At 65.3% G+C, this 24,507-nt stretch carries 24 protein-coding genes; 14 read left to right on the top strand and 10 right to left on the bottom strand.

All coding sequences use genetic code 11. The annotated features are described in order from the left end of the window. Positions 1-4: 4 nt before the first annotated feature. The 3 genes from ACE10W_RS35760 to ACE10W_RS35770 form a co-directional block, all read right to left on the bottom strand. The gene (locus tag ACE10W_RS35760; protein WP_304548612.1) at positions 5-1,069 is read right to left on the bottom strand and encodes an amidohydrolase family protein; all 1,065 of its coding nucleotides are present in this window, start codon (positions 1,067-1,069) and stop codon (positions 5-7) included. 216 nt (positions 1,070-1,285) lie between these two features. Next, complete coding sequence (locus tag ACE10W_RS35765) at positions 1,286-1,561, bottom strand: YiaA/YiaB family inner membrane protein (RefSeq protein WP_008543988.1); 276 nt, start codon at positions 1,559-1,561, stop codon at positions 1,286-1,288. 34 nt (positions 1,562-1,595) lie between these two features. Next, on the bottom strand, positions 1,596-2,291 hold the full coding sequence (locus ACE10W_RS35770) for a PspA/IM30 family protein (RefSeq protein WP_304548614.1): 696 nt from the start codon (positions 2,289-2,291) through the stop codon (positions 1,596-1,598). Positions 2,292-2,394: 103 nt separating this feature from the next. Here ACE10W_RS35770 and ACE10W_RS35775 point away from each other — a divergent pair, with 103 nt between their 5' ends. The 3 genes from ACE10W_RS35775 (at position 2,395) to ACE10W_RS35785 (ending at position 6,269) form a co-directional block, all read left to right on the top strand. Beyond that, the gene (locus ACE10W_RS35775; RefSeq protein ID WP_082755516.1) at positions 2,395-3,003 is read left to right on the top strand and encodes a TetR/AcrR family transcriptional regulator; all 609 of its coding nucleotides are present in this window, start codon (positions 2,395-2,397) and stop codon (positions 3,001-3,003) included. Positions 3,004-3,099: 96 nt separating this feature from the next. Next, positions 3,100-4,554 (top strand): dihydropyrimidinase, encoded by a 1,455-nt coding sequence (hydA, locus tag ACE10W_RS35780; protein ID WP_271552539.1) that lies wholly within the window; start codon positions 3,100-3,102, stop codon positions 4,552-4,554. Positions 4,555-4,646: 92 nt separating this feature from the next. Continuing rightward, positions 4,647-6,269: an ABC transporter substrate-binding protein gene (locus tag ACE10W_RS35785; protein WP_304548617.1), complete on the top strand. Its 1,623-nt coding sequence runs from the start codon at positions 4,647-4,649 to the stop codon at positions 6,267-6,269. Here ACE10W_RS35785 and ACE10W_RS35790 read toward each other — a convergent pair. After that, a complete protein-coding gene (locus ACE10W_RS35790; protein ID WP_304548619.1) occupies positions 6,266-7,609 on the bottom strand; it encodes a glycoside hydrolase family 3 N-terminal domain-containing protein in 1,344 nt (447 codons plus the stop codon). The two genes, ACE10W_RS35785 and ACE10W_RS35790, sit on opposite strands and share 4 nt — an antisense overlap. A 189-nt stretch (positions 7,610-7,798) precedes the next feature. On the opposite strand from ACE10W_RS35790, the gene ACE10W_RS35795 reads away from it, so the two are divergent. From ACE10W_RS35795 to ACE10W_RS35805, 3 genes are read left to right on the top strand one after another with little or no spacing between them, the layout of a single operon-like run. Further along, a complete protein-coding gene (locus ACE10W_RS35795) occupies positions 7,799-9,295 on the top strand; it encodes a DUF4153 domain-containing protein (RefSeq protein WP_304548620.1) in 1,497 nt (498 codons plus the stop codon). 13 nt (positions 9,296-9,308) lie between these two features. Next, entirely contained in the window at positions 9,309-10,013 is a 705-nt protein-coding gene (locus ACE10W_RS35800; protein WP_028173887.1) for a response regulator transcription factor, read from the top strand. Continuing rightward, positions 10,010-11,596 carry an ATP-binding protein gene (locus ACE10W_RS35805; protein ID WP_304548624.1) on the top strand — a complete coding sequence of 529 codons (1,587 nt, stop codon included), beginning with the start codon at positions 10,010-10,012 and terminating at the stop codon, positions 11,594-11,596. Before ACE10W_RS35800 ends, ACE10W_RS35805 begins: the two co-directional genes overlap by 4 nt. Here the strand turns inward: ACE10W_RS35805 and ACE10W_RS35810 are convergent. Continuing rightward, positions 11,593-11,733, bottom strand: a complete 141-nt coding sequence (locus ACE10W_RS35810; protein WP_007597071.1) for a hypothetical protein — start codon at positions 11,731-11,733, stop codon at positions 11,593-11,595. The two genes, ACE10W_RS35805 and ACE10W_RS35810, sit on opposite strands and share 4 nt — an antisense overlap. 270 nt (positions 11,734-12,003) lie before the next feature. Between ACE10W_RS35810 and ACE10W_RS35815 the strand changes: the two genes are divergently transcribed. From ACE10W_RS35815 to ACE10W_RS35830, 4 genes are all read left to right on the top strand, one after another. Beyond that, a complete protein-coding gene (locus ACE10W_RS35815; RefSeq protein ID WP_304548627.1) occupies positions 12,004-12,399 on the top strand; it encodes a DUF3606 domain-containing protein in 396 nt (131 codons plus the stop codon). Between the two features lie 24 nt (positions 12,400-12,423). Further along, positions 12,424-12,918 carry a hypothetical protein gene (locus ACE10W_RS35820; RefSeq protein ID WP_060909038.1) on the top strand — a complete coding sequence of 165 codons (495 nt, stop codon included), beginning with the start codon at positions 12,424-12,426 and terminating at the stop codon, positions 12,916-12,918. Positions 12,919-13,027: 109 nt separating this feature from the next. Continuing rightward, positions 13,028-13,957: an alpha/beta hydrolase gene (locus ACE10W_RS35825; RefSeq protein ID WP_028173883.1), complete on the top strand. Its 930-nt coding sequence runs from the start codon at positions 13,028-13,030 to the stop codon at positions 13,955-13,957. 395 nt (positions 13,958-14,352) lie between these two features. Beyond that, positions 14,353-15,576 (top strand): ABC transporter substrate-binding protein, encoded by a 1,224-nt coding sequence (locus tag ACE10W_RS35830; protein WP_028173882.1) that lies wholly within the window; start codon positions 14,353-14,355, stop codon positions 15,574-15,576. Positions 15,577-15,837: 261 nt separating this feature from the next. On the opposite strand, the gene ACE10W_RS35835 is transcribed toward ACE10W_RS35830, so the two are convergent. Beyond that, the gene (locus ACE10W_RS35835) at positions 15,838-17,400 is read right to left on the bottom strand and encodes an adenylate/guanylate cyclase domain-containing protein (protein ID WP_304548629.1); all 1,563 of its coding nucleotides are present in this window, start codon (positions 17,398-17,400) and stop codon (positions 15,838-15,840) included. A 192-nt stretch (positions 17,401-17,592) separates the two neighbouring features. On the opposite strand from ACE10W_RS35835, the gene ACE10W_RS35840 reads away from it, so the two are divergent. Beyond that, positions 17,593-18,684, top strand: a complete 1,092-nt coding sequence (locus ACE10W_RS35840; RefSeq protein WP_304548630.1) for an enolase C-terminal domain-like protein — start codon at positions 17,593-17,595, stop codon at positions 18,682-18,684. A gap of 5 nt (positions 18,685-18,689) precedes the next feature. On the opposite strand, the gene ACE10W_RS35845 is transcribed toward ACE10W_RS35840, so the two are convergent. The 3 genes from ACE10W_RS35845 to ACE10W_RS35855 form a co-directional block, all read right to left on the bottom strand. After that, positions 18,690-19,580, bottom strand: coding sequence for a U32 family peptidase (locus ACE10W_RS35845; RefSeq protein WP_304548631.1), 891 nt, complete (start codon positions 19,578-19,580; stop codon positions 18,690-18,692). Between the two features lie 62 nt (positions 19,581-19,642). After that, positions 19,643-20,620, bottom strand: coding sequence for a peptidase U32 family protein (locus ACE10W_RS35850; protein WP_161536801.1), 978 nt, complete (start codon positions 20,618-20,620; stop codon positions 19,643-19,645). Continuing rightward, the gene (locus ACE10W_RS35855; RefSeq protein ID WP_370204805.1) at positions 20,620-21,201 is read right to left on the bottom strand and encodes an SCP2 domain-containing protein; all 582 of its coding nucleotides are present in this window, start codon (positions 21,199-21,201) and stop codon (positions 20,620-20,622) included. Before ACE10W_RS35855 ends, ACE10W_RS35850 begins: the two co-directional genes overlap by 1 nt. On the opposite strand from ACE10W_RS35855, the gene ACE10W_RS35860 reads away from it, so the two are divergent. The 3 genes from ACE10W_RS35860 to ACE10W_RS35870 all read left to right on the top strand — a co-directional run bounded on the left by ACE10W_RS35860 (position 21,201) and on the right by ACE10W_RS35870 (position 23,948). Then, a complete protein-coding gene (locus ACE10W_RS35860) occupies positions 21,201-22,787 on the top strand; it encodes a UbiD family decarboxylase (RefSeq protein WP_011090356.1) in 1,587 nt (528 codons plus the stop codon). The two genes, ACE10W_RS35855 and ACE10W_RS35860, sit on opposite strands and share 1 nt — an antisense overlap. Then, positions 22,784-23,368: a UbiX family flavin prenyltransferase gene (locus ACE10W_RS35865; protein WP_161536803.1), complete on the top strand. Its 585-nt coding sequence runs from the start codon at positions 22,784-22,786 to the stop codon at positions 23,366-23,368. The genes ACE10W_RS35860 and ACE10W_RS35865 overlap by 4 nt, the downstream gene beginning before the upstream one ends. Before the next feature lie 112 nt (positions 23,369-23,480). Next, on the top strand, positions 23,481-23,948 hold the full coding sequence (locus ACE10W_RS35870) for an NUDIX hydrolase (RefSeq protein ID WP_304548636.1): 468 nt from the start codon (positions 23,481-23,483) through the stop codon (positions 23,946-23,948). Positions 23,949-23,963: 15 nt separating this feature from the next. Here the strand turns inward: ACE10W_RS35870 and ACE10W_RS35875 are convergent, their stop codons facing one another. Next, positions 23,964-24,434: an L-2-amino-thiazoline-4-carboxylic acid hydrolase gene (locus ACE10W_RS35875; RefSeq protein WP_304548638.1), complete on the bottom strand. Its 471-nt coding sequence runs from the start codon at positions 24,432-24,434 to the stop codon at positions 23,964-23,966. Between the last annotated feature and the right edge of the window lie 73 nt (positions 24,435-24,507).

The raw sequence follows: 24,507 nt of genomic DNA on the forward strand, positions 1-24,507 counted from the left end.
AAAATCAGTTGGCGAGCGACAATCGCGGAAACGTCTCCAGCGGGTTGTCGACGCACATCTTCGCGATGATGCTCTTCGGTAGATTCGGCGGGATCGGATCGTCGCCGTCGAACTGCCAATGCGGGTAGTCGGACGCGAACAGGAACATTTTGTCGGAGCCGATCTGGTCGATGATCTCCTCGACGCTTTTCGCGTCGCTAGGTGCATCGAACGGCTGCATGGTGACGCGAATATTGTCGCGGATGATCGATGCCGGCTCGCGCTCGACCCAGGGAACCTCGACGCGCACGCCGCGCCAGGTCTTGTTGGCCCGCCACATGAAGGCCGGCAGCCAGCTGACGCCCGACTCCATCAGCACGACCTTCAAGTTTGGGTATTTGCCGAACACCCCCTCATAGATCAGGCTGAGGATCTGCGCCTGAAACGCCTGGGCCTCGACGAAGTAATATTCATAACGATGCGACGGCCAGCCGGCCGAGCTCGGCGCCTGGCGATATTGCGTGCCGGCGTGGATCGCGAGCGGCAGCTTGTACTTTTCTGCGAGCTGATAGACGGGCCAGAAATGTCGCCGTCCCAGTAGCGTCTCGCCCTGCGCCAGCACCAGGATGGAGACGAAGCGATTGTCGCCGGCGCGGCGCTCGATCTCCTCGATCGCGAGATCCGGCGCCTGCATCGGCACCACGATGGAGGCGCGCAGGCGGGAATCGCGCGCAAGCCATTCGGCGGCGATCCAGTCGTTGATGGCCTTGCAGAAGTCGGCCGCCATGTAGGCGTCGAAGACGGCCTGCGCGCCGTAGAGCACGTTGAGGATGGCGTGGCTCGCACCCAATTGGTCGAACGCGCCCTTCTGCACCATGGCGAGATCGGAGCCGGGCTTGGCGCCGTTGGCCGGCCGCCAGTCGGCGCGGCCCGAAAGGGGCATGCCCGGCGGATAAGAGGTGAGATCGAGCCCATCGATGGCGCGGCTCACCACCTGCTCTTTCCAGTGATCGCTGAGATAGGGAAGCAGCGTCGTGCGCGTGCCACCAACGGCCGGGTGGATGTCGCAGTCGATCCGCGTCGCCGCCATTGGGGGTTCCTCGGAGTTTCCTCGCGCAGTCTTTATTGGCGGCGTTCTTCGCGCCGCCCGGGCAGAGTGCGCCGGCCGGCGCCGCCACGCAAGGGCGCGCCCGCGCGATCCGTCATGGCTCGGTTGCATTTCGCAGGCGCGATATGTGGATCAGCCGCGCGGTGGATGCTCTGGCACCCACCGCGTCAGATTGCAAACCGCTGCGCACTTCTCTCCTCAAGCCGCCTTGGAGACCTCCATCAGCAGACGCTCGGCCTTGGCATCCTCGATGCGGTTCACCAGCCGGCTGCTCTCGTGATTGTCGCGCACGGTCTTGGTCAGCGTGATGCAGGTCTGGATCAGCATGACGATGCCCATGGTGAGGTAGCCCTTCATCCAGAGATCAATCGGCAGGAAGAAGACGCCGATGGCGACGAGGAAGGCGGAGGCTGCGAAGGACGCATAGGTGAAGCTCACCCAGGCGCTGCTATGGGGCTGGCCGTTCTGGTTCATGATGGTCTCCTGTTGGTTCGAATGATGATGGGATTCAGGCCGTTGGCGTGCGCCTGGACTTCAGCCGCGCCAGCACATCGTCCGCGGTCGTCTTGAGCCGGGGGCCGAAGCCCTGCTCGGCGAGTCGTTCGGCGGTCGCGAGCGGACCGGTGGCCGCATCGAGCTCAAACAGCGTGTCATCGGCGGCCTGGGCCTCGGTCTGGCGCTCGCGCAGGCGCCTCAAGGTGCTCTCCGCTTCCGGCAGCGTGGATTCGTAAGGACGTGCGGCCTCGATGCCGCTGCGGCGAAGCGAGCGCACCGCTTCCGAGGCACGGGCGAGGCGACGGCCGCGATCGAGCTCGGTGATGCGGGCCTGCGCAGTCGCGACGTGGCGCTTCAGCCGCGCGATCTCGGTTGCGAACAGCGCGCGTGCCGTCATCGCCGCATCGCGGTCGGCTTCGAGACCCGCGATGGCTTCGGCGGCCTCCTTGGCGAGATCCTCGCGGCCGCCATCGAGCGCCGCCACCGCGCGGGTCTCGAGATCGGCGATGCGAGCGCATGTCGCCTCGAGCTTGCGACCTTCCTGCTGGTCCTGCGCGATCGCCAGCGCCAGCGTCCGTTTGCTGCGCTCCACCGCGGCAGCGGCATCGCGCATCTGCTGATCGAGGATCAGCAGGGCCGTACGGTCCTCCAGCTCCTCGCCTGCGGCGGCCACGCTGCCGCGGAAAAGTGTCACGACGGTCTTGAACATCTGCAGCTCCCTGTTTATGAGCGTTGCTCACAAATGCTTTGTAGCAGGAATATTGAACATCGTTCAATAAATATTTGAGCGACGCTCAAGAATTTGACTCCAGATGACTAAGGCCTTGGAACGTCGAGCGAAACTTCGAACCGACCTGATCCAGGCGGCCGAGCGGATGATCGCTGAGCGGGGGTTGGCGGGTCTGAAAACCCGCGATTTGGCCCGCGAGATCGGCTGCGCCAATGGTGCGGTCTACAATCTCGTCGCCGACGTGGACGAGCTCGTCCTGCGGGTCGGCTCGCGCACGCTGCATCGCCTCGATGAGGCGCTCAGCGCAGCGGAAAGCGCGGGTGATCCTTCGCCACATGAGACGCTGGTCCGCATCGCCATTGCCTATTGCGATTTCGCCGCCGAGAACCTCGAGCTCTGGCGCGCGCTGTTCGAGCACCGCATGGCCGCCGACAAGATCCTCCCCGACTGGTCCGTCGACGATCAGCTGCAGCTGTTCCGCCACATCTATCATCCGCTGGCGCTGCTGCTTCCCAAGCGCAGTCAGGAAGAGCTCGGCATCACCGCGCGCAGCCTGTTCTCGGCCGTGCATGGCATGGTGGCGCTGGGACTGGAGCAGAAACTGGTCGCCGTTCCCCTGCCGGCGCTGCGCAAGGAGATCGCAAACCTCGTGCGCGCGATGATCGACGGGCTGGTCGCGCGGGCGGAGTAAAAAGATCGGCGGCGGCTGACTAAAATTTCGCCTGTCGCATCGCGAGTGGTGCGCTTAGCCTTCGGGCCGTCCCCTCACCTCTATCCGGAGTCTCTCATGCCCCTCCTCATCCGCGGCGGCACCGTCGTCAATCACGATCATTCGCGCCGTGCGGACGTGCTGATCGACGGCGAGACCATCGTGGCGGTGGGCCCGTCGCTCGAGGCGCCCACAGGCACCGAGGTCATCGATGCCGGCGGCGCCTACGTCATTCCGGGCGGGATCGATCCGCATACCCATCTCGAAATGCCGTTCATGGGCACCGTCACCGCCGACGATTTCGAATCGGGAACCAAGGCGGCACTGAGCGGCGGCACCACCATGGTGGTGGATTTCTGCCTGCCCGATCCCGGCCAGTCGATGCTCGCGGCCTATCAGGAGTGGCGGCACAAATCCGAGAAGGCCGCCAGCGACTACGGCTTCCACATGGCGGTGACGTCGTGGTCGAAGCAGATTTTTGACGAGATGGAGACCGTCGTCAAAACCTACGGCATCAACACCTTCAAGCACTTCATGGCCTACAAGGGCGCGCTGATGGTGAACGACGACGAGCTCTACAACTCGTTCGCGCGCTGTGCCCATCTCGGCGCCATGCCTGTTGTCCATGCGGAGAACGGCGACGTCGTCGCCCTGATGCAGGAGGCGCTGATCGCGCGCGGCGTCACCGGCCCCGAGGGCCACGCTTATTCGCGGCCGCCGGAGGTCGAGGGCGAAGCCACCAACCGCGCCATCATGATCGCGGACATGACGGGCACGCCGGTCTACATCGTGCACACGAGCTGCCGCGAGGCGCATGAGGCGATCGCGCGGGCGCGCGCGGCGGGAAAGCGCGTCTATGGCGAGCCGCTGATTCAGCATCTGCTGCTCGATGCCGGCGAATACCAGAACAAGGACTGGGATCATTCCGCGCAGCGCGTGATGTCGCCGCCGTTCCGCGACAAGTCGCACCAGGATAGTCTTTGGGCCGGCCTGCAAGCCGGCTCGCTCCAGGTGGTCGCGACCGACCATTGCGCCTTCACCACGGAGCAGAAGCGGTTCGGGCTCGGCGATTTCAGGAAGATCCCGAACGGCACCGGCGGCCTCGAAGACCGCCTCGCGCTGTTGTGGACCGCGGGCGTCGCCACGGGGCGGCTGACGAAAGAGGAATTCGTTGCGGTGACCTCGGCAAACATCGCCCGCATCCTCAACATCTATCCGCGCAAGGGCGCGGTCGCGGTCGGCTCGGATGCCGATGTCGTGGTGTGGGATCCCAAGGCGACAAAGAGCATCAGCGCGAAGCGGCAGATGAGCCGGATCGATTACAATGTGTTCGAAGGCTTTGCCTGCACCGGCGGACCGGCGGCGACGCTCTCGCGCGGCCGCGTCGTCTGGACGGATGGCGATCTGCGCGCCGAGGCAGGCGATGGCCGCTACATCGAACGCCCCGCCTTCTCGCCCGTGCATGTGGCGAATTCGACCTGGAAAGAGCTGACCGCCCCGCGCGCAGTCGCACGCGGAGCGGTGACGCCTTGAACGCGATCCACGCGGGATGCGACGCCATGAAGCGCGGTTGATGGCACGCGCTTTGCCTCTTTATGTCGCAACTTTCTCTCAAGGAGGCCGCGATGAGCGCATCATCTTCCGACATGAACCGTCGCAGCGTCGTGCTCGGTGGCCTCGGTATCGCCGGAATGACGGCCGTCGCGCCTTCCTTCGCCCGGGCGCAGGGGCGTAGCGAGACGCTGCTGGTGGTGCAGGAGCTGGGGCCGAACTCGCTGGACATGCAGGGCGTCGGCTCCAACCAGACCGTCAACGGCCTGTCCTGGAATTGCTACGATCGCCTGCTGACCTACGCCTCCAGGACGCTGCCCGATGGGACCGTGTCCTATGATCGCGAGAAGCTCGCGCCTGAACTCGCCGAGAGCTGGGAGGTCGCGGCCGACGGCATGTCCTGCACCTTTCGCTTGCGAAAGGATGCGAAATTCCACGACGGCGCGCCGGTCACGGCCAGGGACGTCAAATGGTCGTTCGACCGCGCCGTGAAGGTCGGCGGCTTTCCGACCTTCCAGATGTCGGCGGGATCGCTGGAAAAGCCCGAGCAGTTCGTCGTGGTCGACGACCACACCTTCCGCATCGATTATGTGCGCAAGGACAAGATGCTGCTGTTCAACGTCGCGGTGGTCGTGCCCTTCATCATCAATTCCGAGCTCGCCAAGAAGAACGCAACGCCCGAGGATCCGTGGGCGCTGGCCTGGCTGAAGACCAACGAGGCCGGCGGCGGCGCCTACAGGATCGAGAGCTGGAAGCCCGGCAGCGAGACCGTGCTGGCGCGCTTTGACGACTGGAAGAGCGGACCGCTGCCGAAGGTCAAGCGCGTGATCGCGCGCGACGTCCCCTCCGCAGGCACGCGGCGCGCGATGCTGGAGCGGGGCGATGCGGATATCTCCAGCGGCTTTGCGCCGCGCGATTTCGAACAGATCATCAAGGAGGGCAAGGTCAAGGTATCAGGGGTGCCGATCCCGAACGCGCTCTGGTACGTCGCGCTGAACACGGCAAAGCCGCCGTTCGACAATGCCAAGCTGCGCCAGGCCGTCGCCTGGGCGATGCCTTACGAGCAGATCCAGAGCAGCGCCTTCTTCGGACGCGCCGTTCCGATGTATGGCGGCGCGGCCGACGTCTCAAAGCCGGTCTGGCCGCAGCCGTTTCCCTATGTCACCGATCTCGACAAGGCCAAGGCCCTGATGAAAGAGGCAGGGTTCGAGTCCGGACTGGAAACGACGCTGTCGCTCGACACCGGTACGGCGACCGTCGGCGAGCCGACCGCGATCCTGATCCAGGAGAGCCTCGCCAAGATCGGCATCAAGGCAGGAATCGAGAAAATCCCCGGCGCGAACTGGCGCACGACGCTGAACAAGAAGGAGCTGCCGCTCGCGCTCAACCGCTTCAGCGGCTGGCTGGATTATCCCGAATATTACTTCTACTGGAATTTTCACGGCAACAATTCGATCTTCAACATCTCCTCCTACCAGAACAAGGAGATGGACGCGCTGATCGACAAGGCACGCTTCACCGCGGATGCGGCAGAATACGACAGGTGCGTAAAGGATTTCATCGCGCTCTGCATGCGCGACGTTCCCGTGATCCCGCTCAACCAGCCGATCCACGACGTCGCCATGCAGAAGGCCGTCACCGGCTACGAGTTCTGGTTTCACCGCGAGCCGGACTACCGTCAGTTCGCGAAGGGCTAGTGCCGATCGACGACGCGGACGAGGCCTGAGGCGTCTCGCGCCTGCCCGGTCGGAAAGCTCCGCGCGAGTCGCGTCTCGCTCGCGTGGAGCATCACCGCGTCGAGCTTGCCCTGCCGCGATCCGTTCAGCGCGCAGGCGAAGACACGATAGAACTGCGCGCCGTCATAGGCGACCAGCAGCATATCGACGCCGGCATTGATCGCCTCGACCACTGCTTTGCAGACGTCGTTCTGGTAGATCGCGCCCATCACGAGGTCGTCGGTCATCACCATGCCCTGGTAATTCCATTTGTCGCGGATGATGCCCTGGACGACCCGCTTCGAGTGCGACGCGGCGCGATCTGGATCGACCGCGGTGAGCGTGACGTGGCCGACCATAAGCGCGCTATGCGAATGCGAAAGCACCTCGCGGAACGGCAGCCAGTCGGTTGCCTCCAGCTCCCTCACCGGCGTGTTGAGACTGGCACTGAAATGATGCGTGTCGGTGCGCACGCGCCCGATGCCGGGGAAATGCTTCAGCGTTGCGCCCACGCCGGATTCTTCCAGCCCGCGGACATAGGCGTTTGCGATCGTGCTGACCACGACGGGATCGGTCGCAATCGCGCGCTGACCGATCAGCGTATGGAAATCGAGGCGGTTGCGCCTCTGCGGTGGCTTGAGGTCGAGCACCGGCGCAAGGTTGAGATTGACGCCGAGACTGGCAAGCTCGCGGCCGTGGATGCGGCCGAACTCCTCGGCTTTGGTCTGCTGCTCGTCGGGGGCAAGCGAGGAGAGGGTCGCGAGCGTCGGCACCTTTGTCAACGGCGGCGCGAGATGCCCGACGATCCCGCCTTCCTGGTCCGCGGCGACGACCAGCGGCGGCAGCCCCACAGCGCGCCGCTTGTCCTGGAGCGCCGCGATCTCGGCGCGCAGCGCCTCGATGGTCCGGCCCCGGATGTTGTGCCGGGTGACGTAGACGCCGCCGATCAATCCCTGCTCGGCAAGGCGCGCGACCTCGGGAAAGGAGGAATAGCCGACCATGAAGTGAGGCCCGAGCTGACGCGCCTCATTGGCGCTGGCGGCAAGAACATCGTGCTTGCGCAACTCGAACTTCAGATGCGCTGCCGACATCAGCAGCGGCGGCAGGCACCAGAGCATGACGAGAAGCTTGCCGGCCATGGTGCGCCACCGCCCTCTGCGAAGCAGAAGCATGACGATCGCGATGCTTGCAACGACAAGCACGATGTTTCCGGCGCCGCGCAGCGGGACCAGATAGGGATCGTTCTTGTTCGCGGCCGCGAACGCGACGACAGGCGCGGCCAGCCAGAGCAGGATGAGACCGATACGGCGGAGGAATTGCATGATGCGTCACACGCTAGAAGTGGCGAATGCTTCGCACCTAACAAAGCGATTTGCGCTGCGCGAGAGGCAAAAGCGCACCTGCACGAAAACTGCAAAGGACTCCTGAAACCGTGCAGACGATGATCCCGCCTTCTGCACAGACGCCGTTCAGACTTCGTGACGCTACCCATCACGAGAGGTCTTTTGGACATGACGAGCCTGGCTTCGACGATCGCAGCGGACATCCAACCGATCAGGCATTCCTCGATTCCAGCCAAGCTTGGCTGCGCGCTGGCGCTGGCTGCGCTCGCCGACTGGCTGTTCTATGGCGAGCGCATCGGACTGTCGCTCACGCTGTTTGCGACCGCGATGGCTTGCGTGTCGGCGCTGTTCAATCATGCGGCCCTGGATCTGCGGCGCGCCATGATCGCTGCGGCCATTCTCGTCGCCGGCCTCGTGCCGGCCGTCGAGGAGCTCAACACGCTGTCCTTCCTGATCCTCATCACGGCGCTGGCCATTGCGCTCCTGGTCGCGACCAATCCGGAAACGACCGAGTTCACCGAGCGTGCCCGTGCGCTACGCAATTTCTTCCTGCTCGGTCCCTTCAGGTTCTTCCTCGACGCGCTCCAGGTGTTCAACATGTCGGCGTTCACCCGCGGCATCGCGCTCTGGCTGCTGCCGGTGGCGCTCGGCACCGTCTTCGTCGCGCTGTTCGCGGCGGCCAATCCGGTGATCGAGCAGTGGGTGTCGCTGCTCAATCCAAAAATCCTCCTCGAATATGTCAGCGTCCCGCGTGTGCTGTTCTGGACGACGATGCTGGCGCTGGTCTGGCCGTTCATCCATGTGCGCTGGCGGCGGAGGAAGGTTGTTACCACGACGGATGCCGATGGCCCGGTGCCGCCGCCGCTCCCGCCCCTGGTCCCGGCCGAGTTCGTGGGCCCCTCGGCGATCTTGCGCTCGCTGATCCTGTTCAACCTGCTGTTCGCCGCACAGTCCATTCTCGACGGCATCTATCTCTGGGGCCATGTGGCGCTGCCCGCGAACATGACTTATGCGGCCTACGCCCATCGCGGCGCCTACCCGCTGATCGCGACCGCCCTGCTCGCTGCTGCCTTCGTACTGGTGGCGATGCGCCCGGGTGAACCGGCTGAGAAATCGAAGGTGATCCGACCGCTGGTCTATCTCTGGGTGGGCCAGAACGTGCTGCTCGTCGCCTCCTCCATCCTCCGCCTCGACCTTTACGTGGGCATCTACATGCTGACCTATTGGCGCATCGCGGCCTTCATCTGGATGGGTCTGGTGGCACTCGGGCTGATCCTGATCGTGGCCCGCATCGCGCTCGACCAATCCAACCGGTGGCTTGTCGGCGCCAATCTGATCGCGTTAACGATCGTGCTCTATACTGCCTCGCTGGTGAACTTCGACGCGTTCATTGCCGACTATAATGTTGCCCACAGTCGGGAAGCATCGGGCAACGGCGTGCAGATCGACATCAACTATCTCCTGACGCTTGGGCCACAGGCGCTGCCCGCCATAGACAAGGCGATCTTGCTGCGGCCCGGCAGCCCCGAGAGCTGCCTTGTGTCGCGCCGCGACCGCCTTGTAGAACAGCAACGTCAGGATCTGGCCTGGCGGAGCTGGGGCTTTCGAAACTGGCGGCTCCAGCGCAGGCTGGAGGCGCAGGTGAAGAACCAGCCGGCAGGGTGAGCGGAGAGTTTACTTGGCGCATCGCATTCTCATCGTCGACGACGAGGGCCACATCCGCGAGGTCATCCGGGTCGCCCTGAAGAAGGCCGGCATGGACGTGATCGAGGCCCGCGACGGCAAGGAGGCACTCGCCCGCTTTGCCGCCGACAGGCCCGATTTGATCGTGCTCGACGTCGGCATGCCCGAGTTCGACGGCCTCGACGTCTGCCGCGAGATACGCAAAGGCTCCGACGTGCCGATCCTGTTCCTGTCGGCGCGCGACGAGGAGATCGACCGCGTGCTCGGCCTCGAGATCGGCGGCGACGACTACGTGACAAAGCCGTTCAGCCCACGCGAGCTGGTGGCGCGGGTCAACGTCATCCTGCGCCGGCTCAGCCCGCGCAATGGCGAGGTCAAGGCCGGGCCGAGCGCGCTGGCGCAAGGTGGCCTGCTGATCGATCCGGAGCAGCATGTGGCGTCGTTCGCCGGCACGCCGCTGAAGCTGACCGCGATCGAGTTCGGCATCCTGCGCGCGTTCCTGACCCGGCCGACCTCGGTGTTCAACCGCGAGCAGCTGATGCGCGCGGCCTATCAGCTCAACATCCAGGTCTCCGACCGCACCATCGACAGCCACATCCGCAACATCCGCGCCAAGCTCGCGGCGCTTTCCTGCGACAACGTGATCGAGACCATCCACGGCGTCGGCTTCAAGCTCGGCCGCTGCGAGAAAGAGGCATGAGCGCGGCCCCCGACAAATGGCGGCCGTCGCTGGGGCTCGTGATCTTCGCGGTGCTGACGACGGTCGCGGTGCTGCCGCTGGTCGGCCTGTTCTTCTTCCGCCTCTACGACAACCAGCTGATCCGCCAGACCCAGGCCGAGCTGATCGCGCAAAGCCGCGTGCTCGCGACGATCTATGCGCAGGAGGTCGCGGCAAGGCTCGACAGTGGCCTGACGCTCGGCGCCGAGGTGCCGCCGGGCGTGCTGCCCGACCCCGGCGACCAGGTCACGCCGATCCGTCCCGCGCTTGACCTCACCGCCAACGATCTGCTCCGGCGGCGGCCCGACGCGCAACCCGCGCCCAAGCCGGCACAGCCGGCCTATGTCGAGATCGGCGCAAAACTGACGCCGATCATCCGCGAGACCCAGAAGGTGACGCTGGCGGGTTTCAGGATCCTCGATCCGCAGGGCGTGGTGATCGCCGGGCGCCAGGAGGTCGGGCAGTCGCTTGCCCATATCGAGGAGGTCGCGGACGCGCTGCACGGGCAGTATCGCGCCACCTTGCGCAACCGCGTGCCGGACAAGCCGCCGCCGCCGATCTACTCCTTCAGCCGCGGCCTCGGCGTGCACGTGTTCTCGGCGATGCCCGTCATCGTCAGCAACCGCGTCGCGGGGGTGATCTACACCACGCGGACGCCGAGCAACATCTTCGACCATCTCTACCAAGAGCGGGCTAAGTTCGTGCTGGCCGGGCTCGCCGTGATCCTCGGCACGATCGCGATCGGCCTCGTGTTCTCCCGCACCATCACGCTGCCGATGCGCGAGCTGATCGACCGCGCCGCCAGAATTGGCCGCGGCGACCGCGAGGCGTTCAGGCCGCTGCGGCACTACGGCACGCGCGAGTTCGCCCAGCTCTCGCACAGCTTCCTCGGCATGGCCGAGCAGCTGGCGCGGCGCTCCGACTACATCGCGACCTTCTCGGCGCACCTCACCCACGAGCTGAAATCGCCGCTGACCTCGATCAAGGGCGCGGCCGAGCTGTTGCAGGATTCGGTTCAAGGCAAATCCGAGGGCCTGACGCCGGCCGAGCAGAAGACGTTCATCGCCAACATCCTGTCCGACACCCAGCGGCTGGAGGCGATGGCGCAGCGGCTGCGCGAGCTCGCCCGCGCCGAGAGCCTGCCGCAGAACGAGCGCACCGAGCTTGCGCCCGTCATCGCCGACCTCAGGAGCAGGTTTCCGGAAAGCTCCATCGAGGCCAGCGGCAGCCTCGACCGGGCGATCGGCATGTCCGGCGAGAAGGCATTGATCGTGCTGTCGCATCTCGCCGACAACGCGGTGCGGCACAAGGCGAGGTCAATCAGGCTGGAGGCGGTGGACGAGCGGACGACCCTGCTTCTGACGGTGAGCAATGACGGCGAGCCGATCTCGGCGCCGAACCGCGACAGGATCTTTGACGCGTTCTTCACCACCCGCCGCGACCAGGGCGGCACCGGGATGGGGCTAGCAATCGTGCGCGCGGTGATGGCGAGCCATGGCGGCTCGATCAGGCTGAAGCCGACCGACGAGGGCGCGGCTTTCGAGCTGCAGTTTCCGGTCGCCTAGATCGCGAACACCCAGGCGGCGACGATGGTGCCGATGGTGACGAGACCGGCGATGGTCCAGCCGGCGGCATATTCCAGCTCAGGGTGACCGGTCGCCCGCATGATCTCTGCCGGATCGGCGGTATGCTTCTCTGCCATGACAGCCTCGCACGTTTCTTCCCGTGTCTAAGAATAAGTCGCGCCAGCCGCCAGAAGGTTCCATCACGGACGTGCGAGGGACACAAAAACGCGAAAACAACCCCATGCACAGTAGAAGGCCCGCTCCGGCGCGCGGCCCGGTCGCGCCGCACAACCTTCTGACACACCGGTGCAAAACGTCCTCGCCGCGCAATTCCCGCGTGCCCCGCGCCTTGCCTTCCAAATCCGGTTGCATGCTAGACTGGACGCTGTCCACGGCAGGAGGGAAGCATGGCCGACAACAAGGCAAAGCGGGGCGGAGCCGATCGCGCCCTGATTGCGCTCACCGAGAAATACGAAGTCGCCTATTGGTCGAAGAAGTTCAAAGTGACGCCGGCCAAGCTGAAATACGCCGTCAAGAAGGTCGGCCACTCCGCCAAGAAGGTCGAGGCCTACATCAAGCTCCAGAAGCACCGCGCCTCCGACAAGAGCCGGATCGCGCTGAGCGAGGCCTATGAGGTCCGCTACTGGTCGAAGAAATTCAAGATCACCCCGGCCAAGCTGAAGGCCGCCGCGGCCGCAGCCGGCCATTCCGCCAAGAAGGTGGAAGCGTATCTCGCGGCCCAGAAGGCGGCAAAAAAGGCCAGGAAGGCGAAGAAAACGGTCAAACGGAAGAAGGCCGCCTGAGATTTCGGGCCCATGGAGGCAGGGATGAAATCCGGCCGATCGATCCTATCCTGCGCCCTCGTTCTTGCCGCCACGTCCCACGTCGCCGGCGCCTCCGCAGCCACGCCCGCAAAGGTCTCGGGCTCGGCGGCGCTGGCGCTCGCGGGCGTGATCGCGCCGCTGTCGCCGAACCTCACCGGCGCCGAGAAGAAGGCGGTGGCGATGCTGTTCGCCGCCAATGCCGACATTCCCTACAAGAAGGCCATTGTGGTGACCGCCGACCGGATCGTCTGCCGCACCGGCAATGTCGACATCACCGTTCGCAATTGCGAGGTGACCTTCGGCAAGAAGGTGAAAACCGTGAACGGCTCCACCGCCAACGAGATCTTCGCGACCGAAGCGCTGGCCGGCGTTCCGCCCGACGGCGCGGCGGGATCGAATTTCGAGAGCCTCGCCAAGCTGAGCTGCACGATCGACCCCAACGCCATCAGGCGGAAGGACGGCAGCGGCGCCGATTGCACATTCGAGCCGGGGAATTGAGCGCCGAGGGCGCCGTCAAATCGCCTCAAGACCAGCCAACTAATAAGGCGAATTGAAAAGACAGGCCCCAAGAGCGAGCCAATATGAGCGCGCAAGGCCCGGCACCATCATGAAGAATTATCTCGCATTTTTGCTTGTTCTGACCGTCTCGACAGCTTCCGCGCATGGTCCGGTTCCGACGCGGCTGGCTGCGCCATCCGATCTCGTCCGCGTCGGGCTGACCGACAACGACACCACCGCCGGCGGCACCGCGCGGCTCTGCGAGCAGGTCACCTTCGCGCGCGGCCTGCGCTACGGCGAGAGCGAAGCCAATGTGCTCGATGTCGCCACCAGCGCGACCAAGGCGGATACGCCGCGGCCGGTCCTGCTGTTCGTGGCGGGCGACACTTTCACCGGCGACCATGCGGCGCCGGAGCTGTCGCGCCAGATCCAGGACCAGATCATGTGCTTTGCCGCGCGCAACGACATGATCGGGGTGCGCGTCAACTATCGCCTCGCGCCGGCGGCAGGCTGGCCCGCCGGGGCGACGGACGTGGCGGCGGCACTGTCCTGGGTCCACGGCAATATCGACCTGTTCAATGGCGATGCCCGCGAGATCGTCGCGGTCGGCTATGGCGCCGGCGCCTTTCACGTCGCCACCCTGCTGGCGCATCCCGAGCTCCAGACCGACCGCGCCGACGTCGCGGGCGTCGTGCTGGTGTCAGGGATCTATCGCGTGGGCAAGGACGCCAGCGACAACGAGAAGGCCTATCTCGGCACTGACGCCACCCAGTACGACAAGCGCTCGGTCTTCCCCGGCATTCTCAATGTCGACGTGCCGATCGTGCTGGCCTGGGCCGCGGACGATTCCACCAGGCTGGTGGCACAGGGCGAGACCCTGAAGAAGACGCTCTGCGGCGCCGGCCATTGTCCGCGCGGCACCATTCTGCGCAGCCGCGACGGCATCGCCGCCGCCTTCGGCCTCGACGGCTCCGGCGACAGCCTTGCCGAACCGACGCTGCTGCTGGTGCATCAGCTCGAGGCGCGGGGGCTGCCGTAGCGGGGTGTTGCGGGCGGCACGCGTTATTTACTCCGACCTTTTGCTGGGCCACCCCTCTCCCCCGCCCTCCCCCGCAAGGGGGGAGGGAGCGTAGCGGAGTGCGCCGCTACGCTGTGCCTCACCGCACTGTCGCAATTGATAAGAACGAACGCGTGCCACAACGAAGGTGCGTTCCCTCCCCCCTTGCGGAGGAGGGTTAGGGAGGGGGGTGCCACACGGCACACTCCCTCGTTTGTCAGCGCGTCAGCACGCCTGCCGCTTTCGTTCGCGCTAACAGCTGCGCTGCTTTGAAGTGCGCCACCAAGCCACAGCTTTGACAAACGCTTGACGTAGATCAACTCGCCTTGGTGCGGACTGAGCCGACCTCGTTGGGGGCCAACGACAAGGTGTCGAGCATGCGCGTCACCGGCAGGCTGCTATTCATTGTGATCATCGCCTTCGCTTCGCTCGGGGCGATGTCCCAGCAACGGTCCGAACAACCGGCAAGCGACAACGAGATCCGCATCGGCAATGTGATGCCGTATTCGGGGCCGCTCTCGGAGTTCGGCGCGATCGGCACCGCGGAGGCCGCCTATTTCGATATGATCAACGCGCGCGGCGGCATCAACGGCCGCAAGATCCGCTTCATCACCCGCGACGACAATTCCGATCCGGCGGCCGCGCTGGAGCTGACCCGCAATCTGGTCGAGAAGGACGACGTCCATCTGATGTTCGGCTCGTTCGGCACGCCCGGGAATCTCGCCACGCGCTGGTATCTGAACGAGAAGAAGATCCCGCAGCTCTTCCTCGCCACCGGCGACGAGGAGCTGAGCCAGGCCAAGGCGTTTCCCTGGACCATGGGCTGGCAGCCGTCGTTCCGGTCGGAGGGACGCATCTACGCCAACTACATCCAGGCCTACTATCCGCGGAAGAAGATCGTGGTGCTCTGGCAGAACGACCAGTTTGGGCGCATGCTCTACAAGGGTATCCAGGAAGGCCTCGGCGATCTGAACCGTCACGTCCTCGTCGACATCGCCTTCGATATCAACGACGAGCATCTCGAAGGGCACGTCTCGATCCTCAAGCGCGCCGGCGCCGACATCTTCGTCTTTCTCGGCGTGCCGTCGACGGCGTCCAAGGTGATCAAGCTGGCGGCGTCGCTCAAATGGCGTCCGGTCTTCATCGTGAACGACGCCTCCGCCTCGATCGCCAATGCGATGGCGCCCGCGGGCCTGGAGAATTCGGCCGGCGTAGTCTCGGCCGCCTTCCTGAAGGATCCGAGCGATCCCGCATGGAAGAACGATCCCGCCATGAAGGACTGGTTCGCCTTCATGGATAAATATCACCAGGTCGAAAGCACCAACAACAGCGCGGCAGTCTATGGCTACGCCGCGGCCGAGGCGCTGACCAAGGTACTGAAGCAATGCGGCGACGATTTTTCGCGTGAGAACATCATGCGTCAGGCGGCTTCGCTGAAGAGCTATCAGCCTTCCCTCGCGCTCCCCAACATCAGGATGAACACCTCGCCGGACAGCTATCTGCCGATCAGGCAGATGCGGCTGGTGCAGTTCGACGGCCGTTCCTGGCAGCCCTTCGGCGACGTGATCGAAACCGCATTCACGGAAGGCGCGGCGCGGTAGCCTGCTCACGCGCACCTTTTGCTGGGCTACCCCTCTCCCCCGCCCTCCCCCGCAAGGGGGGAGGGAGCGCAGTGTGCCGCGCGGTGAGAGTTCGGCTCACAAGCTCAATGAGTTCACAGAACCAAAGCCAATTATTGCCACCTTGACGCAGCCACGCGCACAACTGCGTTCCCTCCCCCCTTGCGGGGGAGGGTTAGGGAGAGGGGTACCACACGGCACACTCTCCCGATGAGAAAAGAAGACGCTCGATAGCGCGCACCCTCACGCCGGCTTCAGCGAGGCCAGCGCATTCTCCAGCAGCGAGCGCACACGCGCGGCATCGCCTGACTTCACCACCGCGGGGTCGAGATAGAGCTCGAGGCCGGGCGCGCGTTCGGTGATGATGCCGCTCTTCGCAGCCTCAGCATCGTTCAGCGCGTCGACCGAATAGGGAATCACCTCGCGGCTGATGCCCTTCATCGTGATCGCCGGCAGCGCGTGGGCGCGGACGATGTCGCTGACCAGCGCAAAGGTCTCGTAGCTCAGCACGATGCCGCCGGGCTCGGCGATCGATTGCAGGCGCGCGGCGAGGTTCGCCTCGGCTCCGATGATGGTGTAGTCCATGCGGTCGCTGCTGCCGAAATTTCCGACATTGCAATAGCCGGAATTGATGCCCATGCGCGAGCGGAACGGCTGCTCGATGCCGGAGGCGCGCCACTTCGCATTGAGCTCGGCAAGCCGCTGCTGCATGCGCCAGGCCATCTGGAGGCAGGCCTGCGCATCGGCGCGGTCGCCCCTGGTCTCGGGGTCGCCGAAGAAGATCAGCATGGCATCACCGATGAACTTGTCGATCGTGCCGCCATGTTCGTGGGCGATCGCCGACATCTCGGTGAAATATTCATTGAGGAGTTGCGTCAGTTGCTCGGGCTGGAGCCGCTCCGCGGTCGCCGTAAAATTCTGGATGTCGGAGAAGAAGATGGTGAGCTTCTTGCGCTCGGTGTGGATGATGACGTCCTTCTGGCCGGAGAAGATGCTCTTGTAGACCTGCGGCGGGATGTAGCGCGAGATCTTCATCGAGAGCGAGGCGAGGAAGTCGTTGGCGGATTCGAGCTCCTTGTTCATGCCCTTGATGCGGCTCGCCTGGCGGCGCTGGAGCGAGAGGAAGGACAGGCCGCTGCCTGCGGCGATCAGGAAATAGGCCAGCAGGAACTTGAACGAGAAGATGTTGGCGGCGATCGGCTGGGCGATGATCACCTCCTGGATGCCCCTGATATCGCCGACCTTCCAGTCCTTCTTCGGGCTTTCGGGGTGGCTGTTGTGACAGCTCACGCAGGCCGGGCCCATCGTGACGGGGGCGACGAGGCGGACCTTGTCGTTGAACAGCGAGGTCTCGGTCTCCAAGATCTTCTGTTCGGGATCCCTGCGCAGCGCGTCGAGCGCGTCCTTCTCGAACTTGTCGAGCTGGTGCGGCGCACGGTTCTGGAACGGGAAGTCCGAGACGAAGCGGTAGGTGATGTTCTCCTGCTGCGCGCCGATCACCCGTCCGAGCTCCAGCGACAGCGTCGCCGGGATCGGGATCGCACCAGGAACGGATTCGTAATTGTGAACCACCCTGGTCGTACCATCAGGATTGGCGATGATGCGCCCGACCACGTTGGTCGCGTAATAGCTGCGCACACTCGTGATTACCGAATTGAGATCGGCGGCCTGCCGGCGCAGCGCCGTCTTGGAGAGCTCGGTCAGGTCCAGCCACACCGCGAGCGGCAGAGCGAGCAGCAGGAACGCGATCGCGGCACCGGTCAGGACGCCGCTCTTGCGCTGTTCTTCGGCGATCTCTTGTTTCACACTGTGGCTCCGTTGTGTGCGCTTTTGTCGCAAACCTCCCGGGATCTGCGGCAAAGCCTGCGGCGGCACAGAGCCAACAAAAGCGGGCGCGCGCAACCCCATTTTATGGTGGTCTCACCAAGCGTCTTTCCGTTTCATCACGAAGGTTTAAGATCGGGATCAACCTGCGTTGATCATCCGGAGCCAGTGCCCATGACCGAGACCGTCCGCATCAAGCGCTTCAATGCGCGGCCCGTGATCGTGCCGATGAACCTGCCGCTCCAGACCTCCACCGGGGCGGTCGCCAGGGCGCCGCTGGTGCTGATCGACTGCGAGACCGACCAGGGCGCCCGCGGGCACGCCTATCTGTTCTCGATCACGCCGTCGGCCCTGAAGCCGCTGACGGCGATGGTCACGGAAATGTCGGAGCTGCTTGCCGGCGACGAGCTGCTGCCGTTCGAGATCGAGCGCAAGTTGACCCAGCGCTTCACGCTGCTGGGCCTCGCCGGCCTGCAGCGGCTGGCGCAATCCGGCATCGACATGGCGGCCTGGGACGCGCTGGCCCGCAGCAAAGGCCTGCCGCTGGCAAGGCTGCTCGGCGGCGCGCCGAAGCCGGTCAAGGCTTACAATTCGAAGGGGCTCGGCATCATGCCGGCAGGCGCCGCGGTGGAGGAGGCGCACAAGCTGCTGGCGGAGGGTTTTCACGCCGCCAAGATCCGCGTCGGCCGGCCCGATGCGCGGGAGGATCTCGCGGTGGTGCGCGCGGTGAGAAAAGCCGTCGGCGATCAGGTCACGCTGATGTGCGACTACAACCAGGCCCTGACGGTCACCGAAGCCATCCGCCGCGGCGAGATGCTCGACGACGAGGGCTTGAGCTGGATCGAGGAGCCGATCCGCCATGACGATTATGACGGAAACGCCCGCATCGCGGACGCGCTGCACACGCCGGTCCAGATCGGCGAGAATTTCGATAGCGCCTTCTCGATGCAAGCGGCGCTGTCGGCGGAAGCCTGCGACTACGTGATGCCTGATGTGCAGCGCATCGGCGGCGTCACCGGCTGGCTCCGCGCCGCCGCGCTCGCGCATGCCTCCGGCATCGAGATGTCGACGCACCTGTTCTCGGAAGTCAGCGCGCATCTCTTGTGCGTGACGCCGACCGCGCACTGGCTGGAATATGTCGACTGGGCCGACGCGGTGCTTTCGACGCGATTGAAGATCAAGGACGGCTTTGCGCTGCCGAACGAGGAGCCGGGCAACGGCATCGCGTGGGACGAGGGAGCGGTGAAGAAATATCTGGTCAGCTGATCCGGCTACGCTCGCGCGAAGGAAAAGCCGGGCTGGCCGCGAAGGAAACCGTTGGCAAAGGCGACGCCCGGGTAAAGCTCGGACAGGCGGCCATTTGCCTCTTCGGCTGACCTGCGCCCGTCGAGCACGTCGCGAAAGGTCTTTGCGACTTCGACCATGTCGCAGTCCTGCGGCGACAGGCGCAGCGAGCCGATCCCGGCCTCGCGCAGCGCACCGATGTCACTGACGAGATTGGTGCAGGCATGCGACAGGGTCTGCACGCCGTTGATGGTCAGGAAATCCTGCTGGTCCAGCGTCTTCAGCGCGAGCCCGTCGGGGTCCTTCTCGCAGACGAAGCGGCAATTGTCCTTGGCGAGCTTGTGAAGCCGCGCGTGATAGCAGCGGGCCGCGATCGCCAGCGGCACCCTGCCGAAAGCGAATATCTCGATCACGGCCTCCGGCAACGCCGCGGCGATCGCCGCCGCTGATGCGACCGGCAGTTCGGGCGGCAAGCAGATGCGCGCGGCGCCTTGCCGGACGTGAAAGGCCGCACTGGTCTCGTTGTAGATGTTGACGAAGGGCCCGATGGCGTGCGGCCGGCCCTTGATCGACCTGAGGCAAGTGAGGTCGTTGACCTCGACCAGCGCGTCCCCGGCGGCGCAGAGCTCTTCGGTCTGACGCCGTTCGCGCCGCAGCGACACCAGGATCAGCGAGCCCAGCAGGACCTGCTTGCCGGCCTGCTGGAGGCGTTCGATCACCTCAGGCAGATGCCCGGCGAAGAACGGAGACCGTTTCGAGCACACGATCTCACCGACCGATACGACGTCGACCGGCGCCTCGTCGGCGATCCGGAAGTAGAAATCGCGCCAGCGCTCCGGCGCCCAATTGTACAGGACCGGACCGAGACTAAGCTGCATCGGGGCATCTCTCATTCATGGTTGGACCGCCAGCCCTCGCTTCACCAGTCATCGCCTAACGATCATCGCCATGTCTTGCGATAGGCGCCGAGCGTGGAGGCCTGGCCTTCGGTGAACGGCTTCAGGCTCACGATATCGGCTTCGCTTCCATCCTCCAGCGTATCGAGCGCGCGGCGGAAGTGACGGACCACGCTCTCGATATAGGCGCGTCCGCGCTGGCGTCCCTCGATCTTCAGCGCGGCCACGCCGGCGCTCCGCAATCCGCCGAGCAGCGTCGTGGCGTCGAGGCTGACCGGATCCTCGAAAATGTAGCCGTCACCAAGCGCCGTCGAGAAGCGCCCCTTGCAAAGGGTCGGATAGCCCGCGGCTTCCTGCGGAGCGAAGCGGTTGATGGTGAAGCCGCCGAGCCGGGATGTCGTTCCTTTCGCGGTCTCCTCATAGGCCACGTGGCTTGCCGGCGAGCAGACGCCCTGCATGTTCGGCGATTTCCCGGTGGCATAGGACGACAGGGAGCAGCGCCCTTCGGCCATCACGCAGAGGCCGCCGAACACGAACACCTCGGTCTCGCATGTCGTCTCGCGGGTGATCTCGGCGATCTCCGAAACGCTGAGCACGCGCGGCAGCACGACGCGGCGCGCTCCGAACGTCTCGACATAGAAGGCGATGGCGTCGGGGTTCGCGGCCGCCGCCTGCACCGAGACATGCAGGCGCTGGTTCGGATGGCGCCTTGCGACATAATCCATCAAGCCGATGTCGGCGACGATCAGCGCGTCCGCACCGGCATCGACGGCATCGTCCACCGCCCGTTGCCAGAGTGCCACGGACGACGCCCGCGGAAAGGTGTTGATAGCGACGAGGATGCGCGCGCCGCGTCCGTGGGCAAAGGCGATCCCCTTGCGCAGCTCGCCGCGGCTGAAGTTCAGCCCCGGAAAATTGCGCGCATTGGTCTCGTCGTTGAAGCCGCAATAGACGGCGTCAGCGCCCGCATCGATGGCGCTCCGCAGCGCGGCCGGCGTGCCGGCGGGACAGATCAGCTCCATCACCCCTGCTCCCGGGGCGCGCCGGTCAACCTGTCCCGCGCGAGCTCGAACGAACGCCTGGCCGGCTCGCCCAACGGACCGAACAGGGACGCCAGCTCCGCGGCCAGATCGAGCCGCGCATCGTCGATCGCGTTACGCAAGGCCAGCACCGCCTCCATGTCGCCCTCGATTCCGAGCTGGCGCGAGAACATCAGCGCATCGCCGTCGACCCTGCCCTCGACCAGGGCCAGCAGGTTCGCGAACGAGGCGGAGACGCAGGCGTCCAAGCCGGATGGCAATTCGCGCACCACCGACAATCGCGCTGGCGCGGCCTCGACGATGAACGCGAACGGCAAGTCGGTCGGCTTGATTCCGAACCGTGCACGGCGATGTTCGCCGAGCCTGTCGAGCAGGCCAGGATTGCGCCTCAGGATCCGCTCCAGGAACCCACCGAGAACGAGTTGCAGCGGCAGCAGGGGCAAGGGACGCAGCGCGAGCGCGAGAAGCGGCGGGATTGTCGGCAACGGGCCGGACGCGAGGGACGAATGACTCATGTGACATATCTGAGCCGATTGCGCGCGAATGTATTTGAGCGGGAACAATGAGGAGCGAAATCGCTCCGGCTAGCTTCTGCTCCTTTCAGGAGATTGTCCGCTTGCAACGTGACGTTCCGCGCTTCCGCGAATTATCCGACTTCCTGCGCTTCATCGAAGGCAAGGGACAATTGCGACGCATTCGCGAACCGGTCTCCGTGGTCCATGAGATCACGGAGATTCACCGGCGCGTCATCGGCGAGCACGGACCGGCACTATTGTTCGAACGGCCGATCAGGGCCGACGGCCTACCATCCGGCATGCCGCTCCTGACCAATCTGTTCGGCACGGTGGAGCGGACCGCGTGGGGCATGGGCATCACGCCTGACCGGCTCGAAGAGCTCGGCGCGATGATGGCCGAGTTGCGCGCACCGCGCCCCCCGCACGGCGTTCGGGATGCCTGGCGCAAGCTGCCGCTGGCCCGCGCCGCGCTTGCGACCCGGCCGCGCTCGCGCGCAGCCGCGCCGGTGCAGGATCGCGCCGCCATGGGCGAGGACATCGATCTGACGAAACTGCCGGCGCAGATCTGCTGGCCGGGCGAGCCTGCCCCATTGATCACCTGGCCACTGGTCATCACCGCGCCGCCGGCATCGCCGGCCGCCGACCAGGAGGAGAATGTCGGCGTCTATCGCATGCAGATCCTGGGCCGCGACCGCGCCATTGTCCGCTGGCTCGCCCATCGCGGCGGCGCCCGGCATCATCAGCAATGGAAGGCCGTGGGGCGCGACATGCCGGTCGCAATCGTCATCGGCGCCGACCCCGCGACCATCCTTGCCGCGGTAATGCCACTGCCCGAGACGATCTCCGAGCTGCGCTTCGCGGGCATCCTGCGCGGTGAGCGGCCCGAGCTGACGCCCTGCCTCACCGTACCGCTCGAGGTCCCTGCCACGGCCGAGATCGTCATCGAGGGCTTTGTCTCGGCGACCGAGACGGCGGCCGAAGGTCCCTATGGCGATCACACCGGTTACTACAATTCGGTCGAGCAGTTTCCGGTGCTGCGCGTCACCGCCATCACGTCGCGGCAACAGCCGATCTATCTGTCGACCTTCACGGGCCGCGCGCCGGACGAGCCGTCCCGGATCGGCGAGGCCCTGAACCGGCTGTTCGTGCCGCTGATCCGGCAGCAATTCCCCGAGGTGACCGACTGCTGGCTGCCGCCCGAGACCTGCTCATACCGGGTCGCGATCGCATCGATCAAAAAGCGCTATCCCGGCCAGGCACGGCGGCTGATGCTGGGCCTGTGGTCGATGCTGCCGCAGTTCAGCTACACCAAACTATTGATCGTGGTCGACGACGACATCGACATTCGCGACTGGCGCGAGGTGATGTGGGCGGTGGCGACGCGGAGCGACAGCTCGCGTGATCTCGTGGCGCTGTCCGACACGCCGATCGACTATCTCGACTTCGCTTCGCCGAAATCCGGCCTCGGCGGCAAGCTCGGGATCGACGCCACCACGAAGATGCCGCCGGAGACGGAGCGGGAATGGGGCGAGCCGCTGGCGATGGATTCCGCCGTGATCGCCAAAGTCGATGCGATGTGGCCGGCGCTCGGTCTCGGCGGGATCGGCGGGCTGCAGCTACGCGAGCCCGCATGAGCGAGCGGCATGGCGTGATCGTCGGCATCAGCGGTGCCTCGGGCGCGGCCATCGGCGTGCGCATCGTCGAGCGGCTGACGGAGAATCCACACTGCGCGGTGCATCTGGTGATCTCACCGGCAGCGGAGCGTACGCTCGCCGAGGAGGTCGGCCCTTCGGCGCTGCCGCGCCTGCGCGCCCTCGCCTTTCGCGACCATGCGGTTTCGGACATCGGTGCCAGCATCGCCAGCGGCTCGTTTCCAGTCGGCGGCATGATCGTGGCGCCATGCTCGATCCGGACGCTGTCGGCGGTTGCCTTCGGACAGCTCGACAATCTTCTCGTGCGCGCCGCTGACGTGCAGCTCAAGGAGCGACGGCGCCTGGTGCTGCTGGTGCGCGAGAGCCCGCTGCATCTCGGCCATCTCCGCGCGATGGTCCAGGCCACCGAGATTGGCGCGATCGTCGCGCCGCCGCTGCCGGCCTTCTATCTGAAGCCGCAGTCGCTGGCCGAGATCGTCGATCAGATCGCCTGCCGCGCGATCAATCTGCTGAACCTGCCGGACATTGCGGCGCCGGCGCAGAAATGGCACGGCGATAGATAGGCGTCAGCGCGCAGCTGCATTGAAGTCCGTCGTCTCGGGCAGGCCGTTCTGGCGCCGGTCGATGAGGGCGTTCATCGTTGCGCGCAGGTGCGACAGGGATTATCGATGCTCCATGACCACCTGGCGCCCTCATCCTCACATCCGCGTCGTCGCGATCGGCCTGCACTGGCGGGACGGGCGCCTGCTCGCGGCCGAGGTGCGCGACGATGCGGGCCGGATCAAGGGCGTCCGTCCGCTCGGCGGCGAGATCGAGTTCGGCGAGAGCTGGCGGGCGGCGCTTGTGCGGGAATTTTGCGAAGAGCTCGGCATCGACATTGCCATCACGGGCGAACCGCTGGTGATGGAGAACATCTTTGCGCATGAGGGAGAGACCGGGCACGAGGTGATGTTCATCGCCGAGGTCGCGTTTCCCGACGGCGCATTCAGCGGACAGGATCGCATCGATTTCCGCGAGGATAACGGCGAGCAGATCGTCGCGCGCTGGTTCGACCTCGCCGATCTCGACGTGGAGGGCGGACCCAGCCTCTATCCGACCGGATTGAAGGATCTGCTGCTGGAGGCAAAAGACGGAACTGCGTGAGAGCCGCCACTCTCGTCAGGTTCCGCCCGTATCGCGCCGATAGCGGAAGTCGCAATGCGGCGCGCCTTGCATGATCGTCTGCGTGCGCGTGAGCCTGACGTCGGGGCCGAACCCTTCCGCGGTCGCGAAGTCGGCGGTGCAGACCATGAGAAAACCGAGCTCCGGCTCACCCAGCGCCTTGTAGAACTCGGCATAGGCGCATCGCTTGACGTCGAACGCGAAGGCGTCGTGGCTCTGCTCGATCACGTCATAGGCGAGCGCATCGTCGCGGGCATAGGTCCTGAACGCCGACGAGACGGCCTTGCCGAGATCGCTCTCGTTCTTGGCTTTCCAGAACTCCTCGCCGAAGCCGCGATAGAGATCGCCGAGCGTCTTGCGCACCAGCGCGTTGGCGCGCGCCTCGCCGAGCTCGGCCTGGAGCGCCCTGACCAGCGGCACCAGCACCTGCGCCTGGATCTTTGCCTGTTCGATGACGGACACGCTCATGGGCAACCTTCATCCGGGTTACTTCACGCCACAGCACGATAACTCAACTTGCTGTTGGCGGCGAGAGCTTGCC

The organism is Bradyrhizobium sp. B025 (assembly GCF_042257955.1).
GTDB lineage: Bacteria > Pseudomonadota > Alphaproteobacteria > Rhizobiales > Xanthobacteraceae > Bradyrhizobium > Bradyrhizobium diazoefficiens.

Excerpts from the sequence above, each read along its gene's own strand:
- ACE10W_RS35760 (WP_304548612.1), bottom strand. The coding sequence starts at position 1,069 with ATGGCGGCGACGCGGATCGACTGCGACATCCACCCGGCCGTTGGTGGC.
- ACE10W_RS35765 (WP_008543988.1), bottom strand. The coding sequence starts at position 1,561 with ATGAACCAGAACGGCCAGCCCCATAGCAGCGCCTGGGTGAGCTTCACC.
- ACE10W_RS35770 (WP_304548614.1), bottom strand. The coding sequence starts at position 2,291 with ATGTTCAAGACCGTCGTGACACTTTTCCGCGGCAGCGTGGCCGCCGCA.
- ACE10W_RS35775 (WP_082755516.1), top strand. The coding sequence starts at position 2,395 with ATGACTAAGGCCTTGGAACGTCGAGCGAAACTTCGAACCGACCTGATC.
- hydA (WP_271552539.1), top strand. The coding sequence starts at position 3,100 with ATGCCCCTCCTCATCCGCGGCGGCACCGTCGTCAATCACGATCATTCG.
- ACE10W_RS35785 (WP_304548617.1), top strand. The coding sequence starts at position 4,647 with ATGAGCGCATCATCTTCCGACATGAACCGTCGCAGCGTCGTGCTCGGT.
- ACE10W_RS35790 (WP_304548619.1), bottom strand. The coding sequence starts at position 7,609 with ATGCAATTCCTCCGCCGTATCGGTCTCATCCTGCTCTGGCTGGCCGCG.
- ACE10W_RS35795 (WP_304548620.1), top strand. The coding sequence starts at position 7,799 with ATGACGAGCCTGGCTTCGACGATCGCAGCGGACATCCAACCGATCAGG.
- ACE10W_RS35805 (WP_304548624.1), top strand. The coding sequence starts at position 10,010 with ATGAGCGCGGCCCCCGACAAATGGCGGCCGTCGCTGGGGCTCGTGATC.
- ACE10W_RS35810 (WP_007597071.1), bottom strand. The coding sequence starts at position 11,733 with ATGGCAGAGAAGCATACCGCCGATCCGGCAGAGATCATGCGGGCGACC.
- ACE10W_RS35815 (WP_304548627.1), top strand. The coding sequence starts at position 12,004 with ATGGCCGACAACAAGGCAAAGCGGGGCGGAGCCGATCGCGCCCTGATT.
- ACE10W_RS35820 (WP_060909038.1), top strand. The coding sequence starts at position 12,424 with ATGAAATCCGGCCGATCGATCCTATCCTGCGCCCTCGTTCTTGCCGCC.
- ACE10W_RS35825 (WP_028173883.1), top strand. The coding sequence starts at position 13,028 with ATGAAGAATTATCTCGCATTTTTGCTTGTTCTGACCGTCTCGACAGCT.
- ACE10W_RS35830 (WP_028173882.1), top strand. The coding sequence starts at position 14,353 with ATGCGCGTCACCGGCAGGCTGCTATTCATTGTGATCATCGCCTTCGCT.
- ACE10W_RS35840 (WP_304548630.1), top strand. The coding sequence starts at position 17,593 with ATGACCGAGACCGTCCGCATCAAGCGCTTCAATGCGCGGCCCGTGATC.
- ACE10W_RS35845 (WP_304548631.1), bottom strand. The coding sequence starts at position 19,580 with ATGCAGCTTAGTCTCGGTCCGGTCCTGTACAATTGGGCGCCGGAGCGC.
- ACE10W_RS35850 (WP_161536801.1), bottom strand. The coding sequence starts at position 20,620 with ATGGAGCTGATCTGTCCCGCCGGCACGCCGGCCGCGCTGCGGAGCGCC.
- ACE10W_RS35860 (WP_011090356.1), top strand. The coding sequence starts at position 21,201 with ATGAGGAGCGAAATCGCTCCGGCTAGCTTCTGCTCCTTTCAGGAGATT.
- ACE10W_RS35865 (WP_161536803.1), top strand. The coding sequence starts at position 22,784 with ATGAGCGAGCGGCATGGCGTGATCGTCGGCATCAGCGGTGCCTCGGGC.
- ACE10W_RS35870 (WP_304548636.1), top strand. The coding sequence starts at position 23,481 with ATGACCACCTGGCGCCCTCATCCTCACATCCGCGTCGTCGCGATCGGC.
- ACE10W_RS35875 (WP_304548638.1), bottom strand. The coding sequence starts at position 24,434 with ATGAGCGTGTCCGTCATCGAACAGGCAAAGATCCAGGCGCAGGTGCTG.